Below are 16,931 nucleotides of genomic sequence, written 5' to 3' on the forward strand. Positions count from 1 at the left end.
CCGTCTCGGATTCGCCAAAGAGCTGGCCGCTATCGAGGATCCGGTGGAGCGTCAAGAGGCTTTCGACAACCTGGTCCAGCTCGCCTACGCCAACGGCAAGGCCCTCACCGCCGCTACCGTCCTCGAGGTCGACGACGTCATCGACCCCGCCGACACCCGCCGCTGGATATGCACGTTGCGCTGATCAGCGACGGGTGTGACGGTTACCCTGCGCTCAGGGTTTTCGAGCGACCCCGCCCCAAGCCGATACCGCCCGGGCCGCGCCGACCTCGGCCGGGGGCGGGCGCCACCGAGTGATCGAGACGCACCCCGGCGTGAGCAGTTCCAACCCGCCGAAGACGGCCGCGATCCGGTCGCGCGGACGTGGAACGAGCGGCGCGGCTCCGGATTGTGCGTAGAGGTCGCACATGGCCGCGTAGCGTCGGCTGTCGGTGCGATGCCACAGCGCCAGATAACTGCCCGACGGTGTCGCCGCCATCAGCGTGCGCACGATTCGCAACAGCTGGTCGTCGGTGGTGACGTGGCCGAGTACGCCCATGAGCATGATCGCGATCGCCTCGCGGAAGTCCAGGACGTGCTGCGCGTCGCGAATGATCCGTTCCGGATCTCGGACGTCCGCGTCGATGTGAGCGGTGGTGCCCTCTGACGTAGTGCTGGTCATCAGGGCTCGCGGGTGGGTGAGCACCAACGCGTCGTTGTCCACGCCACAGCATTGACCTGGATCGGGGAACGCCTGCACTACTTGGCCGCGGTCCGCCCGTGAGCGCCGACGGTCGCACCGCAGCGAGGCCGAACTTGTCGTGGTGCACCGCGATACTCGGTCGACCGATCATCGTGGACGAACTGGAGGTGCGCATGGCGCGCGAACTCGACGACCTGCCCTACGCGCGGTACCTGACCGACCTGGACGGCGACCTCGAGGCGGAGGGCGACTACGACTGCCTCCGGGTGGACGGCGGCGAACTGGACGACCTCGACCTGCGGCACGCGCGATTCAACGAGTCGGTGTTCACGTCGGTCGGATTCAGCCGGGGAAGCCTCCGCTACAGCCGCTTCACCGACGTATGGCTGCGTCACGTGCGTTGGGTGGGCACCGAACTGGCCGACACCGGCTGGCTCGACGGAGAGGTCGTGTCGGGTGCGATGTCCGGTGTCGACTTCGCGGGCGCGAACCTGCGACGGATGCGGTTCGAAGGTTGCAAGTTCGACTCGGTCAACTTCCGCGGGGCTCAGCTGCGCGAGGTGTCCTTCATCGACTGTGTGCTGCGCGATTGTGATTTCGCCGAAGCCGCCCTCACCGAGGTCACGGTGCCCGGCTCGGAGCTGCTCCGGTTGTCGTTGCGCAAAGCCCGGCTGGCGAAGGTGGATCTGCGCGGTGCGACCGCGCTCGACTTCACCGATGGGCTCGACAGCCTGCGCGGCGCGACGATCACCAGTCCGCAGCTGATGGACCTCGCGCCCGCCTTCGCGCGTTCGGTCGGCATCACCGTGCGAGATTGAACTCGGCCGTGGGGATCGAAAAGGACTGTGCCGCAGTGGCTGCCGGGACGCCATTTCGGCGAACCGCCGATGCGCCGGACACCCGATTGATACATTGCGCCGATACCGCGCAGTACCGCTTCATCGAGGACGCGAGCCATGGTCGATCGGGAATCCCTCCGCAGTGCCGTCGGCGTGCGCGCTCTGGTGCGCATCGCCGCAGAGCGGGGCATGGCGCCCGCGGAGTGCCTGGCCGGTACGGCGCTGGCGCCTGCCGCACTGGGTGACCCGTCCGCCGCGATCACCGCACACGACGAACTGCGCGTCGTGCAGACGGTGCTCGGCCGCTTCGGCGACGAGCCGGGGCTGGGTCTGGCCGCGGCGGTCCGCCATCACCTGCGGTCGCGCGGGCCGTGGGGGCTCGCGCTGCTGGGCAGCCGGACGCTGCGCGAGCTGATCGAGGTGAGCCTGCGCTGCGTCGGTCGCACGGTGCCGTTCGGACGGTTGACGGTCGAGGAAGCCGACGGCGATGCGCGACTGGTGTTCCAGGACGGCGATCTCCCGGCGGGCACACGGGGGTTCTTCGCCGAGGCGGCGCTGGCGGGGTTGCCCGCGTTCGATCGAGAGCTGTTCGCCATCGGCGTGCCGGTGCGGCGGGTCAGTTTCCGGCACGCGTGCCCGCGCGACCTCACGCGCTATCGCGACGTCTTCGGCGTCGCGCCGGTCTTCGGCGCACCGGTGAGCGCGGTGGTCTTCGATCGCGGGATGCTGGACCTGCCGCTGCCGCCGGCGAACGACGCGGCGCGGGACAACTGCGGGCAACTGTGCCGCGACCTGCTCGACCAGCGCCGCGCGCGCACCGGTGTCGCGGCGTCGGTGCGCGAGCGCCTGGTGCGCACGCCCGGCGAGATTCCCGATCAGGCGACGGTCGCCCTGGGTCTGTACATGAGTTCGCGCACCCTTTCGCGACGGCTGCACGAGGAGGGGACGTCGTTCCGGGCACTGCTGGACGAAGTGCGCCACACCATGTCGGAAGTACTGCTCGCGCACACCGACATGACCACCGAACAGGTCGCCGCCCGGCTCGGCTACGCGGAGGCTGCCTCTTTCATCCGCGCCTTCCGCCGCTGGCAGGGCTGCCCGCCGCAAACGTTCCGCACGCGGGGCAGGCAATCGTGTCGCACGCCCGAACCGGTGTGAGGCACAGGCGGTTCGCGCCGGGCGGGCCCAGCCATGCCGCGGCGGCGCGGGCAGACCGTCCGCTATCGTGCGGCCGCGCAGCGCGGGGGTCGATCCAGCACTGGGATCAGAGGCCCGGCACGCTCCCGTACTATCGCGATCGGAGTCGGCCTGCCGGGGAGATGAAGGAGGAGGGTGTGGAAGTTCGCACCAGCAACGAGCCACTGTGGTTACGGTTGGGCCAACGACTTCCGGAGCATACCGCGAGCGCCGCGGCGCCGCCGGCCAGGGAAACGGTCCGATGAGCGAGGAGGGTGCCGACCTACGCTGCGCGGGATGCTCGGCGGTCGGACTCGACAGCCGCCGCTGTGCGTCATGCGGTCGCGAACTCGGTTACCGGTACGTCGCGCTGCCCGGGCCGGACCCGGCGCCGTGCGCCGAGTGCGGGGGAGACCGCTTCCACGACGACGGCCGCTGTGCGCAGTGCGGCCGGTCCCGCCCGATGCCGGATCGCTTCGCGACCGATCTCGGAGCGGTCGCGGTGCTCACCGATCGCGGCATCGTCCACGCGCGCAACGAGGACGCCGTCGCCGCCGGGGTACTCGACGACGGGGCACCCGGGGCGCCGACGACCGTCGTGATCGCGGTGAGCGACGGCGTGTCGACTTCGTCGCGCCCGCAAGTGGCCTCCGGCGCGGCGGTCCGGGCGGGCGTCGGCGCCACCGCCGCCGCGCTCGTCGCCGGACAGCCCGCGGCCGAGGCGATCATGGCCGGGCTCGCGGCCGCGGCGCAGGCTGTCCGCGATGTCGACGTTCCCGACGGACCGGCGCCGTCGTGCACCTATGTGTCCGCGATCGTCTCCCATTACGGCGCCGGGACCGACATCACCGTGTCCAACGTGGGTGACAGCCGGGCCTATTGGCTGCCGGCCGCCGAGGGCGGCGAGCCCGCCCAGCGGTTGAGCGTGGACGACTCGTGGGCGCAGGCGCTGGTCGACGCCGGTGCGATGGACGAGCGCGCCGCGATGGCCGACCCGAGGGCGCACACGCTGATCCGCTGGCTCGGCGCGGACAGCCCCGCGCAGCCGTGGGCGGACAACTGCGTGCGCACGGCGCGTGTGTCGGGCCCCGGCATGCTGCTGCTGTGCTCCGACGGATTGTGGAACTACGCGCCCGCTCCGTCCGCGCTGGCCGAGCAGGCGGGGGACGCGGCTCCCGCGGCGGCGGCAGCCGCGCTCGCGGAGTTCGCGTTGCGTTGCGGCGGCGGTGACAACATCACGGTCGCGCTGGCTCCCGTCCCATGGGAAAGCGGTTCCACCGTTCCATAGACATCGGTGTTCATGGTTGCGTATGGTCGTCGACTATGACGAAGTTCGCCGGGAAAACCTGTCTGATCACCGGCGCGGCCAGCGGTCTCGGCCGGAGCACGGCGCTCGCGGCCGCGGCCGAGGGCGCCGGGCTCGTGCTGACCGACATCGCCGCCGAGGGCTTGGCGCGGACCGCCGCCGACGCGCGCGCCGCCGGTGCGGCCGTCCACTTGGCCACGGCGGCCGACGTCAGCGACTACGACCAGGTGGTGGCGCTGGCCGCCGAAGCGCACGACGTGGTCGGTAGCGTCGACATCGTCATGAACGTGGCGGGCATCGCCACGTGGGGAACCGTCGACCGGCTGACCCACAGCCAGTGGCGGCGCACCATCGACATCGACCTCATGGGTCCGATCCACGTGATCGAATCGTTCGTTCCGCCGATGATCGCGGCCGGACGCGGCGGCCACGTGGTCAACGTGTCCTCGGCCGCCGGTCTGTTCGGGTTGCCCTGGCACGCGCCCTACAGCGCGAGCAAGTTCGGCCTGCGTGGCGTCTCGGAGGTGCTGCGCTTCGATCTGGCGCGCCACCGCATCGGCGTCAGCCTGGTGTGCCCCGGCGCGATGGCCACGCCCATGGTCGACAGCGTCGACATCGCGGGCGTCGACCGCACGGCCGAAGCGGTGCAGCGTGGCGTCGCGCTGTTCATGCGGCACGCGGTCACCCCGGAGGCCGCGGCCCGATCGATCGTGCGCGGCGTCGAGCGCGACCGCTACCTGATCTTCACCTCGCCCGACATCCGCGTGGGCTTCTGGGCGCAGCGGTACTTCCCGCCCGCCTACAACGTCGCGATGCGCGGGTTGAACTGGGCGATGCACCGCTATGTCCAAGAGAAGGCCGGCGCCGCCGCGAGCTGAGCCCACCGAGCCCGCGGTCGGCCCAGCCGAAGCGACGACGGTAAACCAGTGGACGTCGCCGCGCCCGACGACCAAGATCGACGAAATGACATCGGCTGTCTACCTGGTCACCGGCATCCAGGCCGCGGGTAAATCCACCGTCGCCCAGGCACTGGCCGAACGGCTGCCGCGCTCGGCGCACGTGCGCGGGGACGTGTTCCGCCGATTCGTGGTGCGCGGACGCGCGGAGATGACCGCCGCCCCGTCGCCCGAGGCGCTCGCCCAGTTGCGGTTACGGCATCGCCTGGCCGCCGCGACCGCCGACGCGTATGCCGAATCGGGGTTCACCGCGGTCCTGCAAGACGTCTTCCTGGGCGAATTCTTGCCCTGGACAGCGGATTTGATCCGGACTCGGCCGCTCTATGTCGTCGTGCTTGCGCCGCGCCCGGCGGTGGTCGCGGCACGGGAGGCCGGGCGCGGCAAAGACGCTTACGACGAATTCACCGTCGCGGCGTTGGACAGCGTACTGCGCGAGAGCACGCCCCGCATCGGCCTGTGGCTCGACACATCGGATCTGACGGTGGCGGAGACGGTCGATCGGATCCTCACCGACGCCGAGCCCCTGCGGGACTGACTCTGGTTGGTTCGTTCGACACCCTGTTCGCTCACTGGGAATCGCGCGGCACCTGCAAGGGGGTGAGCGAACTGGTGGCCGGGCCTTCGAGCAGCGTGCCGTCGGCGGCGAAGCGCGAACCGTGCAGCGGGCAGTCCCAGGTGCGTTCCGCGTCGTTCCAGTTGACGATGCCGTACAGGTGCGGGCACACGGCGGAGACCCGGTTGGTGCTGCCGTCCACCGTGCAGACGGCGGTCGGATGCAGGCCTTCGCGCAGCACGGTGCCACAGCCTTCGGGCGGAGCGCCGCCGTCGTGGTGCGTGGCGACGCGCAACCATCCCGCGGAAAGATGCTGCGCCACAGAGCCGTTGGCTTTCGTGACCGCGGGAAGCGCTTTGAGCTCGTCCGGCCGCCAGCTGGCCAGCGCTCCCGCCCACCGGGGCGGCGCTCCGGTGAGCCGTCCGGCCAGTGCGATGGCAGCGGCGACGCCGTTGGTCAGGCCCCACTTGGCGTAGCCGGTGGCCACCTGGATCTCGTGCTGTCCGGGCAGCAGCGGACCCACGTAGGGCAGTTCGGCGACGGGCGAGTAGTCCTGGGCCGACCAGCGGTGCGTCGGCTCCGCGCTGGGGAACCAGGTGCGCGTCCAGCGCACCAGGTCCTCCACCTTCTCGCGGGTCGATCCGCCCCGTCCGACGACGTGGCCGTTGCCTCCGACCAGCAACAGTTCGCCGTCGGGTCCCTGCGCGCGACGCAAGGAGCGGGTCGGACTGCCCGCATTGATGTACATGTCGCGCGGAATCGGCTCGTCCAGGGTGAACGCCGCCAGATAGGAGCGTTGCGGGACCAGGCGGGCGAAGAAGCCGCCGCGGTCGAGGATGGGGATGCCGGTGGCAAGCACCACTCGGCGCGCCCCGAGGTCCCCGTGCTCGGTCGAGACGACCAGGTCGCCCTGCGCGCCGTGCTGCACGCCGCGGACCAGCGTGGACTCGTAGATCGGCGCGCCGTGCGCCTCCACATCGGCCGCGAGCGCGGCCAGCAGCGCCATCGGGTCCAGTTGGGCCTGATCGGCCAGGCGGACCGCGCCGTGCGCGGGAAACGGGACATCCGGGTCGCCGAGCAGTTCGGTGGGCAGACCGGCCTTCTGGGTGGCGGCGTATTCCGCGCGCACGGCCGACATCTCGTCCTCGCTCTGCGCGTAGGTCAACGCGGCGACGCGATCGACCGCGACGCCGTGCGCGGCGCAGAACCGCAACAGCCATTCCTGGCCTTCGCGATTGGCCGCCACGTAGTCGCGCAGCACGTCGTCGGAATGGTGCCGGGCGATCTGCTGCGCCCGAGTCCCTTGCAGCAGGCTGATTTTGCCGGTGGTGGCGCCGGTGGTGCCCGCGCCCACGCGTCTGCCTTCGACCACGGCGACTTCGACGCCGCGTTCCACCAGCAGCAGCGCGGTCACCAGGCCGGTGAGCCCGCCGCCGATCACCACCGTGTCGAAGCGCGATCCCGGCGTCAACCGCAACCGCGCCGGGACCTGCGCTTCGTGCAACCATAGGGACGTCATAAGCCCGGCATAGCCGGTCTAGACGGGGTGAAACGCGCGTGCCGCATCCTCGTCACACCCGCGCTCCACTGCTGAGCTGTCGATCCGCCGCGGCGAGCACTTCGGCGGCGCTGATCATCGCCAGCCCGGGCGCGGCGGCGCCGACCGGCGGATCGCCCACCTGTCCGGCCCACAGGGCGACATGCGCCGCACGCTCCGGCGGCGGTCCCCAGACGGCGGGCGAATCGGGGCCGAAGACCAGGACCGACGGGGTGCCGAACGCCGTGGCCAGATGCCCGACACCGGTGTCGCCGCTGAGCACGAGGGCCGCGTCGGCCACGGTCACGGCCAATTGCCGAAGCGTGAGTTGCCCTGCCAGTACAGCGGTTTCGGGTAATCCGGCCCGTTCGGCGACTTCTCGTGCGAGCGGACGGTCGGCAGCGCTGCCGACGACGCGTACCGGGCAGCCCCAGTCGCGCAGGCCGGCCGCGACGGAAGCGAACCGGTCGGCGGGCCAGCGCCGGGCGGGCGCACCGCCTGGATAGACGACGATGCAGCGTCGCTCGCCGGTGCATTCCGGCGGCGGTGTGATGTCCAGTCGCGCCGGGTCGGCGGCGATACCCGCCCATTCCAGCAGCCGGCACCATCGCGCGGTCTCGTGCAGGCCAGGTTCCGGCAGCGGGCCCCGCAGCTGCGGAAAATCTTTGTGACGGTAGGTGATCGTCCGCTCCGGATCGGTCGCGAGCAGTGCGCCGATGCCGTCGGCCGCGACGCTGTGCAGGTTGACCGCGAAGGTGGGCGGTGGCGCGTTCCAGCGCAGGGCTCCCGCCATGGGCGTGGCGTGCAGGTCGTCGACGCAATCCGCCAGATCGATCACCGGCCGCAGCCAGCCGGGCGCGGCGAGGACGAGCCGGTGTCGCGGCTGGGCGTCGTGTAGCGCGCGCAGCGCGGGAATCGCGGTCAGCAGCTCCCGCAGCCCGTGAGCGCGCAGCGCGAGCGTGACAGTCACAGATGGCCTCCAGTTTCGGCGCTCGGTGCACGGACCCGCCGCCGGACCGGCGTCGTCGGCGGTCCGGGGCGGGTGTGCCACGAAGCTTCGAGGTAGACGCGTCTCGAAGCCCGCCGGCCAGTGCGTCCTCGACGTCGTTGGCGAGGTTCGCAGCAGTCCGGCGGTACTCCCACCGGGTTCGGCGCCGTGATGACCCGGGCGGGAGCGGCATGTGCGAGGCCGCTACTTCGGCACGAAGATGCCGGTGAGATCGGCCTTGCGGATCGGGGTGTCGGGGTTGGCCTGGGCCGCGCACATGAGCTTGATCGCCGCGATGGCGGCATCGACGGTCCTGGCGTCGGGCGTGCCCGAGTCCTCGCGTTCCTGCTCGAGGAACTTCTCGGTGGTCACCCGCTGCTTGTCGGCATCCTGGGCGACGTACTCGTTGCAGGGGGTGTCACCGCCCTTGTTCACGATCTTCTCCGGCTCGTCGCCGCACCCTCCCGCGGCCACCGCCAGCGCCGCCAGCACGGCGATGCCCATCCGGCCGGGCCTGCCCACGGCGCTCATCGCCCGAACCCCGCCAGCGCCGAGGCCAGATCCGGCTCGTCGAGCGCCTCGAGCGCCTGCTGGCGCACGTCGGGGCAGCTCTGCGCGGTGACGGCGTCGATTCGGCCGCGCTCGGTGACGACCACGTCGTTCAGGCCGCCGTTGCGGGCCGCCCAGTTGTGCACGGTGCCGTTGAACGTCACCTTGGCCACCGTGGCGCCCTGATCGCGCCAGGTGTCGATATCGGCGCGCATCATGTCGCACAGCTGCTGCGCGGCTTCGGTGGTGATCTGGTCGGGGTTCGGCACCTGCGCGCTGGTCGGGCTCGGCATGGTGATCGAGACGGTCGCGGGCTCGGGCGTCGCCGCGCCCGGATCGCTGTCGTCGCTCGAGCATGCCGTGAGCGCCGAACCCGCCGCCAGCGCGCCCACGAACAGGGCGAGGCGGCCGAAGGGCCGGTCGATCTGATTCCTCATTCTTCTCTCCCTCGAAGTCGAGCCGCGTTCTCTCCCGGCGCGGGGCGGTGCCGCCGCGCCTGCGAGAACGGGCGAGCGCCCGATTCAGTGACCGGCCGCGTCGCGCAGCCGTCTGCCTTCGCGGACCTTGATCCGGCGGTGCTCGGCGACGATCACGACGACGCCCGTGAGGATGCACACGGCGCTGACCACTCCCGCGATCACCGCCCAGCCCTCGAATCCGTATCCGGCGGCGGTGAGCGTGAGCGCGAGGCTCACGATGCCGATCCCCACGAGGATGATCCCCGGCCAGTTCCGGGCGTCTTCGATGGACTCTCCGGCGTGCGTGCGGGAGGTGCGGGTGTCGTCGGGAAACGTGTGGGACCGGTGCTGCTCCCCGGCGCCGGATCCCGCGCTCGACTCGTTCGGTGCTGGCAGCATCGGATGTCCCTTCTCTCGAGCGGCAACGATTTCGATGCGTGGGCGACCCCGGTCCGGAGCGTTCCGTTCGGCCATCCGGGGCGGCCACAACGCACGGATGCCCGCGTTAACGGATCCGAAACGGGGGTACGACCTGAGCGAGTAGCCCGATCGATGGGCGCTCGTACCGGCGAGAGTCCCAGGAGGACCCCGATGACAACAGCACGGGACATCATGACCCCGAATGTGGAATGCGTCCGGTCCAGCGACACGGTGGTCGCGGCCGCGCAGCGAATGGCGGAGCTGAACGTCGGCGCCTTGCCGATCTGCGGTGAGGACGACAAGTTGAAGGGAATGCTCACCGACCGTGACATCGTCGTCAAAGTGATCGCCCAGCGCAAGGACCCGCTCGGGGTGGACGCGGGCGAACTCGGTGGAGAGTTGATCACCGTCGAGGCCGACGACGATGTGCGCAAAGTGATGTCGGTGATGTCGCAGCATCAGGTGCGCCGGGTGCCGGTGCTGGAGAACGGCCGGCTGGTCGGCATCATCGCGCAGGCCGATGTCGCGACCACGGTCGAGAACGCCCAGTCCGGCAGCACGGTGGAGGCGATCTCGACCGACTTCTGAGCCCGGCCTGCTCAGACCGCGGCCGGGTGCAGGTCGTAGACCGCGTACGCCGCACGGATCACCGGCTGGGCGACATTGCGCACCCGGATGCCGCCCGGCGTCGTGCCGCGCTCCGCTCCCGCGTGCGCGTGGCCGTGCAACGCCAAGTCGGCGCCGTGCTCGTCGATCGCCTCGCCGAGCAGGTAGGAACCGAGGAACGGATAGATCTCCCTCGGCTCGCCGTGCAGGGTGTCGCTGATCGGGGAGTAGTGCGTGAGGGCGACGGTGACGTCGGTGTCCAGCGTCGCCAGCGCCTCGCCGAGCGCGGCGGCCACGTCCACGGTGTGCGCGGCGAATTCGCGCATGATGGGCTCCCCGAAGACGCTCGCGCATTTGCCCGCGAACCCGCCGCCGAAGCCTTTCGTGCCGGCGACCCCGAGGGTGCTCCCGTCGAGGTCGAGCGTCACCGCGGACCCTTCCAGGACGGTGATGCCGTGGTCGTCGAGTACGGTGGCGATCTCTTCGTCGGCGTCGCCGTGGTAGTCGTGATTGCCGAGAACGGCGACGACCGGGATGCCCAAGTCGGCGAATTCCGCCGCCACGACCCGCGCTTCGTCGACGGTGCCGTGGCGGGTCAGGTCGCCCGCCAGTAACAGCACGTCCGCGCGGGAGGGCAGGTCGTGCAGGGCGGGCCGCCACTGCCCTTGCGAATCCACGCCTAGATGTACGTCGCCGACCGCGGCTATCCGCATGCCGCTCAACTCCTTTCGGGTCCGTCCGGTTCCAGCGTCTCGGTCTCGACCGGCGCCGCGGGACGGGTGACATGGACGTCGTTGTGGATCCGGGCGTGCGGAAGCTGCTCGCGCACCACGGTTTCCATCTGTTGCTTGCGCTGATCGCTGCTTACTTCACCGCCGAGCACCACGACGTCGCCCCGGATCGTCACCTGCACACCGAGTTCGGCGGTGCGGGGATCCTCGGCCAGCGCCCGGCGCAATCGTGCGACGAGGTATTGCGGCTGTTCCATCTACTCCACCTTTCCGGTGCGGGTGATGCCGAGATCGTCGAGCAGGCCCATGAAGGCCCGCGCGTAGGGCGAGGCCTTGGTCTGTTCGCGCGCCGACTCCCAGTCCACCTGTTCGCGCAGGTCGCGCGCGATGTGCAGGATCGGGCTCAGGTCCAGGCGATGCGCGTCGAAGACGAGCATCTTGTCCACCATCAGGTCGGTGCCGCTGATCACCGGAGCCTTCGCCGGCCCGATCCGCATCACCGTGGCGCGGTCGAGCAGTTCGTCGGTCACATCGCGATCGTTCGGGCGGTGGATCACGTCGACGAGGATGTCGTCGGCGTAGACCTTGCGCAACCAGTTCTCCGGCGGGTCGCACACCCGCAGGCCCGCGCGGGCCAGCGTCTGGATCGCCCGCGCGCTGTCCTCCGGTTTGACGAAGATGTCGACGTCGTGCTGGGAGGCGGGGCCGCCGCGGGCATAGACCGCGCAGCCGCCCGCCACCGCGAAACGGATGTCGGTCGCGGCCAGTGCGTTCACCGTACGGGTGAGCGCGTGCAGCAGTTGATCGGTAGTCGCAACCATGCAGCGGTGGTACCCGGCGGACACCGGGTTAATCGGCGTTTCTCCGGGTATGCGACCGGATACCGAGGGCTCGCACGCGTCACCGTACCGGGCTTTCGAACCATCGGTTTCGGGACCGAGAGGAGCGACTCATGCCCAAGACCACAGCACGCGGTGGAGTCGACAAGTCCGAGCTGCCGAGCACCCTGGCGCGGTCGGAGGCCAAGGCGCAGCGCACCTTCGCCGAGGCGCACGACGCCGCGCTCGAACAGTACGACGGCGACGAGGAGCGCGCCCACCGCGTCGCCTACGCCGCGCTGAAGCACAGCTACGAGCGAGTCGGCGACCGCTGGGAGCCCAAACCCAGCCGCGGACCCTCCGACGAACGAGCCGAACAGGGCGGCCCGAACGCCCGGGGGGAGACCGCCGAAGGCGTCGACGCCAACGCTTCCAAAGAGCACCTGCTGGCCATCGCCCGGCGGCTGGCGATCTCCGGGCGATCCCGGATGACCAAGGACGAACTCGTCGAGGCGATCAAGAAACGCAATCGCCGGGAGGCCGCGCGTGCCCGAGAATGACGACGCCTGGGCGCGCCGCGCCCGGGGCGAGACCGAACTCGAACGGCTGGACCGGAACTGGGGCAGCCTGGTGCAAGAACTGCGCGTCGTGCAGACCGGTGTGCAGTTCCTGTTCGGGGCGTTGCTGATCCTGCCGTTCCAGGCGTCCTTCGGCACGCTGTCGTCGGGCATGCGGGCGCTGTACCTGGCCACCTTCGCCGCGGTGCTGGGGGCGACGGTGTTCCTGATCGCGCCGGTGTCCTGGCATCGGATCCTGTTCCGCCGTCATCGGCTGGGCAACGTCGTCGCCGCCGCGCACCGGTGCGCGATGGCAGGTGTCGCCCTGCTGGGTCTGGCGTTGATCGGCGCGGTGATCCTCGTGGTGGACTACGTGACGGGGACGATCGCGGCGGTGATCTCCGCGGTCGTCGCCATCGCGTTGTTCGTCTCGACATGGCTCGTCGCGCCGTGGCGCTGGCGCAGCGCCTCGGCGGAGGCCGCGTCCGACCAGTACTGACTACTCCGACCGGTACCGGCTACCTGGCCCAGGACACGACCTCGCCCGCCCGGGCCGGAGCGCCGCGGTGGTAGGCGCTGAGCGTCTCGGTCGCGACGCGATCCCAGGAATTGCGGCTCGCGGCTCGCTGATAACCGGCGGCCCCCCACGTTTCGCGCAATGTCGTGTCGGTGAGCAGCGGGCGCACCGCCCGCGCGATCGCGTCCGGTTCGGGCGGGGCGACGAATCGGCCGGTGACACCGTCGACCACCGTATCGAGCAGTCCGCCGACCGCCGTGGCCACGACCGGCTTCCCGCATGCCATCGCCTCCAGCGCCACCCGGCCCGATGGCTCGTACCAGGGGGTGCAGAGCACGACGTCGGCCGAGCGGTACAGCCGCGGCAGCATCGGCCGCGTCACCGAGCCGGCCAGCCGAAGTCGTTCGCGCACACCGTGGTCGGAGGCGATGCGGCGCAGCCTGCGGCCTTCGGCGTCGTCTTCGTCGTCGGCGGCGGGGCCGCCCGCGATCACCAGTTCGGTGTCGGGGAGGTCGGCCAGTGCCCGGACGACCGGGTCGAAACCGCTGCGCCGCACCAGCTCTCCCGAAGCGACCAATCGGTGCGTCGCATGCCGATCGGCGGCGGCGCCCTCCGGGGTGAACGTGGTGAGATCCACCCCGCAGGGCACCATCGACGTGCGGAAGCGCGGCACACCCATCCTGGCCAGCTCCCCTACCTCTTCCGAGCAGGTCGCCACGACGTGCGCCGCGCGCGTCGCGATGAGCCGCTCGAACCGGATGCGCGAGCGAGGGCTCGGGTCGGCGAGACCTTCGCTGCGTCGCTGCACGGTGCCGAGTCCGTGGAAAGTCAGCACCACCGGGATGCCGTGTGCCCGCGACGCCAGCTCCGCGGCGAGCCCGGACTTCCAGTAGTGCGCGTGCGCGATGTCCGGTTGCTCGGCAGTCCAGTGCCGCCGCAGGAACGTGCCGAACTCGCCGAGGTAGGGCAGTGTCCGATCAGCCGGCAGCGGAGTCGGCGGTCCGGCTTGGACGTGCACTACTCGGTAGCCGCCCTCGGCGAACAGTTCGGCGGGGGCCCGCGGACTGGTGCGCCGCGTATACACCGTCACGTCGTGCCCGCGTCGGGCGTATGCCGCGGACAATTCGGCTACGTACCGGCCGCGGCCGCCGCCACCGGCTGGACCTTCTTCGGCGAGTGGGCTGGCGTCTTCGGAAACCATGGCAATCTTCACCGGGTGCTCCGTTCTCCTCGCGGGGCGCCGCACGCACGCGCGGATCCGCGCGGCTGCCCTACGACCGGCATCGCGTGACGTTCGGGATATCTGTTCCGGATATGCCCGGCGGCGCGCCGATGAAACCCCACGTCAAAGGTCGCTTTGCCAGCCGAACGGTCGGTTCGTTCCGGTGGGCGGGCCCTCCGGCGGCAGTTACGTTCTCCTACCGAACGCTGTCGGTAGCCGGTCGGCCGTGCCACACTGTAGAGAGGTTGAGATCACAGCCGACCCCGGTTCGACGCATTCGGCGCAGCCGGTCGATGGGACGGCACGGCAACCGATTCGCGTTCGCGCCGCCCCTCGCCCCTAAGCGCTGCCGAGGACTGGATACCCCCTACACGGGAGGTTCGACTTGTCTGCCATTTCTCTGCTACGGGAGCACGCGGAGGGCGTGCATCTCAATGGTTCGGGACCGGGGCGTCGTAGGGACAGCCGGTTGTGGGCACAGCGGGTGGACCGCCGCCGCGAATGCGTGGTGGTTCGAGTCGAAGGCGAGTTGGACGCCGCCGTGTCGGCCGAGTTCTTCGAGACGGTCGACCGTGCGTTGCAGTCACCGTGCGACGCCGTGGTGATCGATCTGCGGGCCGCGAGGTTCATGAGTCTGCGCGCGGCCGTACGGCTCGGCGCGCTGCGCAGGGACGGGGTGGGTCGTCCGGATCTGCGAATCGTCGCGGGTGGACCGGGAGTGGAGCGCGCGCTCGAGGTGACCGGCGTGCGGTCGTTGTTCCCGAGCTACTCGTCCATGCGGACAGCGCTGGACGCCTGAGGGGGTCGCCGCCGAGCCGGCCGATGTGGCTCGTTCCGATCCGGTCCCGCCGGGCGCATCGGCATCGGATACTTCAGTGGTGAGTGACAGTGGGTCGGTACAGCCCGAGGACGCCCTCGCGCTGGACCGGGTGATCGGTATGGGAACGCCGCAGAGTGTCGGCAGTTTCCGATTCTGGTTCGGCGACCAGCGCTGGGAATGGTCGGACGAGGTCGCGTCGATGCACGGTTATCGACCGGGGACGGTGACGCCGACGACGGAGTTGCTGCTGACGCACAAGCATCCCGAGGATCGCGACGCGGTGGCCAGCGCCTTGGCGCGGTCGATCGCGAACGCGGAGCCTTTCTCCAGCAGGCACCGCATCATCGACACCACCGGCCTGGTGCGCCACGTGATCCTGGTCGCCGATCGGTTGGCCGACGAGTCCGGCGACGTGGTCGGCACCGCCGGGTACTACATCGACGTCACCGGGACCCTCGCCGAACACCGGCAGGAGACGCTGGACGGCGCCCTGCCCGAGCTCTACGCCGCCAGGGCGGTGATCGAACAGGCCAAGGGCGCACTCATGCTGGTCTACGGCATCGGCGCCGAACAGGCGTTCCGGGTGCTCAGCTGGCGATCGCAGGAAACGAACGTCAAGCTGCGCGCCCTGGCCGCGCGTCTGGTCGCCGATCTGCCCGGACTCGCCGGCATCACGCCGGGTCTGCGGACCGAATTCGACCATCTACTTCTCACCGCCCACGAGGGGATCGACGGCCCCTGACCCGCGTTTCGATCCGCCCGCGGCGGGTACGTCCACCGACGAGGAACGCGGCGGTCTTACTGCTCCACTGTCCGCGGCGTCTGCGGTGTTCCGGTTGCTCAGGGGCGCTCGCAGCGGAATCCAGGCCACAGTGGAGTGGCTGCGAGGACAAGGTGGTGATGGGCAAATGGGGGAGTGGACGTTCCGATCCTCTACCGAGACGACGACAGTCGGGGTGCGGGTGCCCGCCCGGCTGGAGCAGCTGACCATGCTGCGCGCGCTCGCCGAGACGGTTGCCCTCATCGCCGACTTCGCCTTGGACGAGGTGACCGACATCCGGCTGGCGCTCGACGAGGTGGCCACCTCGCTCATTCTGGACGCGACCACCGGCTCGATGCTCGACTGCGAGTTCACCTACGACACCGACAAGATGTTCGTGCACGTGTCGTCGGTCGCTGCGACCGATTCGGTGGTCGGCCAGGCGGGCTTCGGCTGGCACATCGTGCGGACCCTGACCGATTCGATCGCGGCGGCCCAGGGGTCCTACGACAGCGTGCTCGGCGGATATCCGACCGTGATCGACTTCAGCTGGGTGCGGGGTGCTCCGAATGGCGGGTGAGCCGAGGTCGCGGGGGGACACCTACGACAACATCGAGCCGCTGTTCGAGAAGATCGCCGCGCTGGATTCGGACGATCCGCGCCGGGAGCCGATGCGCCAAGAGCTGATCGAGCGCTGCCTGCCCCTGGCCGAGCACATCGCCCGCAAGTTCGCCGGGCGCGGCGAGAACTTCGACGACCTGCTGCAAGTCGCGCGCCTGGGATTGGTGCAGGCCGCGGACCGTTTCGACGTCGCGCGCGGGTCGTCGTTCCTGTCCTTCGCGGTGCCCACCATCATGGGTGAGGTCCGGCGGCATTTCCGGGACAACACCTGGGCCGTGCGGGTGCCGCGCCGGACGAAGGAGATCCAGCTGAGCATCGGCCCGACCGTCGAGGCGCTGTCGCAGCGGCTGGGCCGGATGCCACGAGCCAGGGAGATCGCGGCGGAGCTGGATGTCGATCTGGTCGAGGTGACCCAGGCTCTGATCGCGGGTAACGCCTACCAGTCGTCGTCGATCGACGCGGTGGTCGGCGCGGACGCCGAGAGCGCCCCGCAGCCCCTGCTGGACAGCCTCGGGATCGAGGAATCCTCCTACCATCTGGTCGAGGACGTCATGGCGGTGAAACCGCTGCTCGGCGAGCTTCCCGAACGCGAACGCCAGGTGCTGATCATGCGCTTCTTCGAGTCGCTGACGCAGAACCAGATCGCCGAGCGGCTCGGCGTCTCCCAGATGCATGTCTCGCGCATCCTGTCCAGGACGTTGAACTCGCTGCGCGAGCAGGCGCTGCGGGACTGAGCCGCGGGTGCTACACCGGGTTCGGCGGCGCCGGGTCCGGTGACGGCCCCGGCAGCCCCGGGTCCGGCGCCGGGCGGGCCG

23 protein-coding genes are annotated in these 16,931 nt (G+C 70.4%); 13 read left to right on the forward strand and 10 right to left on the reverse strand.

Going from position 1 to position 16,931, the window contains the following annotated elements; genetic code table 11:
• Positions 1 to 184: hypothetical protein (locus ON27_RS13650; RefSeq protein ID WP_043725676.1), on the forward strand; the 184-nt coding region annotated here is incomplete at its 5' end.
• A 30-nt stretch (positions 185 to 214) separates the two neighbouring features.
• On the opposite strand, the gene ON27_RS13655 is transcribed toward ON27_RS13650, so the two are convergent.
• The gene (locus tag ON27_RS13655; RefSeq protein ID WP_157227178.1) at positions 215 to 739 is read right to left on the reverse strand and encodes an SAM-dependent methyltransferase; all 525 of its coding nucleotides are present in this window, start codon (positions 737 to 739) and stop codon (positions 215 to 217) included.
• 95 nt (positions 740 to 834) lie between these two features.
• Between ON27_RS13655 and ON27_RS13660 the strand changes: the two genes are divergently transcribed.
• The 5 genes from ON27_RS13660 (at position 835) to ON27_RS13680 (ending at position 5,494) form a co-directional block, all read left to right on the forward strand.
• Positions 835 to 1,500 carry a pentapeptide repeat-containing protein gene (locus tag ON27_RS13660; RefSeq protein ID WP_245559938.1) on the forward strand — a complete coding sequence of 222 codons (666 nt, stop codon included), beginning with the start codon at positions 835 to 837 and terminating at the stop codon, positions 1,498 to 1,500.
• A 138-nt stretch (positions 1,501 to 1,638) separates the two neighbouring features.
• Entirely contained in the window at positions 1,639 to 2,679 is a 1,041-nt protein-coding gene (locus tag ON27_RS13665; RefSeq protein ID WP_043725682.1) for an AraC family transcriptional regulator, read from the forward strand.
• Positions 2,680 to 2,959: 280 nt separating this feature from the next.
• Entirely contained in the window at positions 2,960 to 3,985 is a 1,026-nt protein-coding gene (locus ON27_RS13670; RefSeq protein ID WP_043725684.1) for a PP2C family protein-serine/threonine phosphatase, read from the forward strand.
• A 35-nt stretch (positions 3,986 to 4,020) separates the two neighbouring features.
• Complete coding sequence (locus ON27_RS13675) at positions 4,021 to 4,881, forward strand: SDR family oxidoreductase (protein WP_043725687.1); 861 nt, start codon at positions 4,021 to 4,023, stop codon at positions 4,879 to 4,881.
• Between the two features lie 85 nt (positions 4,882 to 4,966).
• On the forward strand, positions 4,967 to 5,494 hold the full coding sequence (locus tag ON27_RS13680; protein ID WP_043725690.1) for an AAA family ATPase: 528 nt from the start codon (positions 4,967 to 4,969) through the stop codon (positions 5,492 to 5,494).
• Positions 5,495 to 5,525: 31 nt separating this feature from the next.
• Here ON27_RS13680 and ON27_RS13685 read toward each other — a convergent pair whose 3' ends face one another.
• From ON27_RS13685 to ON27_RS13705, 5 genes are all read right to left on the reverse strand, one after another.
• Complete coding sequence (locus tag ON27_RS13685) at positions 5,526 to 7,031, reverse strand: FAD-dependent oxidoreductase (protein ID WP_043725692.1); 1,506 nt, start codon at positions 7,029 to 7,031, stop codon at positions 5,526 to 5,528.
• 52 nt (positions 7,032 to 7,083) lie between these two features.
• Positions 7,084 to 8,019, reverse strand: coding sequence for a glycosyltransferase family 9 protein (locus tag ON27_RS13690; protein ID WP_043725695.1), 936 nt, complete (start codon positions 8,017 to 8,019; stop codon positions 7,084 to 7,086).
• A 222-nt stretch (positions 8,020 to 8,241) separates the two neighbouring features.
• Positions 8,242 to 8,568 (reverse strand): hypothetical protein, encoded by a 327-nt coding sequence (locus tag ON27_RS13695; RefSeq protein ID WP_043725697.1) that lies wholly within the window; start codon positions 8,566 to 8,568, stop codon positions 8,242 to 8,244.
• Entirely contained in the window at positions 8,565 to 9,023 is a 459-nt protein-coding gene (locus ON27_RS13700; protein ID WP_043725700.1) for a hypothetical protein, read from the reverse strand. The genes ON27_RS13695 and ON27_RS13700 overlap by 4 nt, the downstream gene beginning before the upstream one ends.
• An 84-nt stretch (positions 9,024 to 9,107) precedes the next feature.
• Complete coding sequence (locus ON27_RS13705; RefSeq protein ID WP_043725702.1) at positions 9,108 to 9,443, reverse strand: membrane protein; 336 nt, start codon at positions 9,441 to 9,443, stop codon at positions 9,108 to 9,110.
• 192 nt (positions 9,444 to 9,635) lie between these two features.
• On the opposite strand from ON27_RS13705, the gene ON27_RS13710 reads away from it, so the two are divergent.
• Positions 9,636 to 10,052, forward strand: a complete 417-nt coding sequence (locus ON27_RS13710) for a CBS domain-containing protein (protein ID WP_043725705.1) — start codon at positions 9,636 to 9,638, stop codon at positions 10,050 to 10,052.
• Between the two features lie 11 nt (positions 10,053 to 10,063).
• Here ON27_RS13710 and ON27_RS13715 read toward each other — a convergent pair whose 3' ends face one another.
• Genes ON27_RS13715 through ON27_RS13725 form a run of 3 tightly spaced genes read right to left on the reverse strand, consistent with a single transcriptional unit; the run spans position 10,064 to position 11,622 of the window.
• Positions 10,064 to 10,783, reverse strand: a complete 720-nt coding sequence (locus tag ON27_RS13715; protein WP_043725708.1) for a metallophosphoesterase family protein — start codon at positions 10,781 to 10,783, stop codon at positions 10,064 to 10,066.
• Positions 10,784 to 10,788: 5 nt separating this feature from the next.
• On the reverse strand, positions 10,789 to 11,058 hold the full coding sequence (locus ON27_RS44730) for a BON domain-containing protein (RefSeq protein ID WP_043725710.1): 270 nt from the start codon (positions 11,056 to 11,058) through the stop codon (positions 10,789 to 10,791).
• Positions 11,059 to 11,622 carry a nucleotidyltransferase family protein gene (locus ON27_RS13725; protein WP_043725713.1) on the reverse strand — a complete coding sequence of 188 codons (564 nt, stop codon included), beginning with the start codon at positions 11,620 to 11,622 and terminating at the stop codon, positions 11,059 to 11,061. It abuts the gene before it with no gap.
• Positions 11,623 to 11,753: 131 nt separating this feature from the next.
• Between ON27_RS13725 and ON27_RS13730 the strand changes: the two genes are divergently transcribed.
• Both ON27_RS13730 and ON27_RS13735 read left to right on the forward strand, forming a co-directional pair.
• Entirely contained in the window at positions 11,754 to 12,179 is a 426-nt protein-coding gene (locus ON27_RS13730) for a ChaB family protein (protein WP_043725716.1), read from the forward strand.
• The gene (locus ON27_RS13735) at positions 12,166 to 12,675 is read left to right on the forward strand and encodes a DUF6328 family protein (RefSeq protein ID WP_043725717.1); all 510 of its coding nucleotides are present in this window, start codon (positions 12,166 to 12,168) and stop codon (positions 12,673 to 12,675) included. The genes ON27_RS13730 and ON27_RS13735 overlap by 14 nt, the downstream gene beginning before the upstream one ends.
• Positions 12,676 to 12,694: 19 nt before the next feature.
• Here the strand turns inward: ON27_RS13735 and ON27_RS13740 are convergent, their stop codons facing one another.
• Entirely contained in the window at positions 12,695 to 13,906 is a 1,212-nt protein-coding gene (locus tag ON27_RS13740; RefSeq protein WP_043725718.1) for a glycosyltransferase, read from the reverse strand.
• A gap of 394 nt (positions 13,907 to 14,300) precedes the next feature.
• Here ON27_RS13740 and ON27_RS13745 point away from each other — a divergent pair, with 394 nt between their 5' ends.
• The 4 genes from ON27_RS13745 to ON27_RS13760 all read left to right on the forward strand — a co-directional run bounded on the left by ON27_RS13745 (position 14,301) and on the right by ON27_RS13760 (position 16,850).
• On the forward strand, positions 14,301 to 14,714 hold the full coding sequence (locus ON27_RS13745; protein ID WP_043725719.1) for an STAS domain-containing protein: 414 nt from the start codon (positions 14,301 to 14,303) through the stop codon (positions 14,712 to 14,714).
• A gap of 79 nt (positions 14,715 to 14,793) precedes the next feature.
• Positions 14,794 to 15,477 carry a PAS and ANTAR domain-containing protein gene (locus tag ON27_RS13750; RefSeq protein ID WP_043725721.1) on the forward strand — a complete coding sequence of 228 codons (684 nt, stop codon included), beginning with the start codon at positions 14,794 to 14,796 and terminating at the stop codon, positions 15,475 to 15,477.
• Between the two features lie 166 nt (positions 15,478 to 15,643).
• Positions 15,644 to 16,075: an ATP-binding protein gene (locus ON27_RS13755; protein ID WP_043725724.1), complete on the forward strand. Its 432-nt coding sequence runs from the start codon at positions 15,644 to 15,646 to the stop codon at positions 16,073 to 16,075.
• Positions 16,065 to 16,850, forward strand: coding sequence for an RNA polymerase sigma factor SigF (locus tag ON27_RS13760; protein ID WP_043725726.1), 786 nt, complete (start codon positions 16,065 to 16,067; stop codon positions 16,848 to 16,850). The genes ON27_RS13755 and ON27_RS13760 overlap by 11 nt, the downstream gene beginning before the upstream one ends.
• Positions 16,851 to 16,931: the final 81 nt, after the last annotated feature.

It is taken from the genome of Nocardia asiatica NBRC 100129, assembly GCF_000308415.1.
Lineage (GTDB): Bacteria > Actinomycetota > Actinomycetes > Mycobacteriales > Mycobacteriaceae > Nocardia > Nocardia asiatica.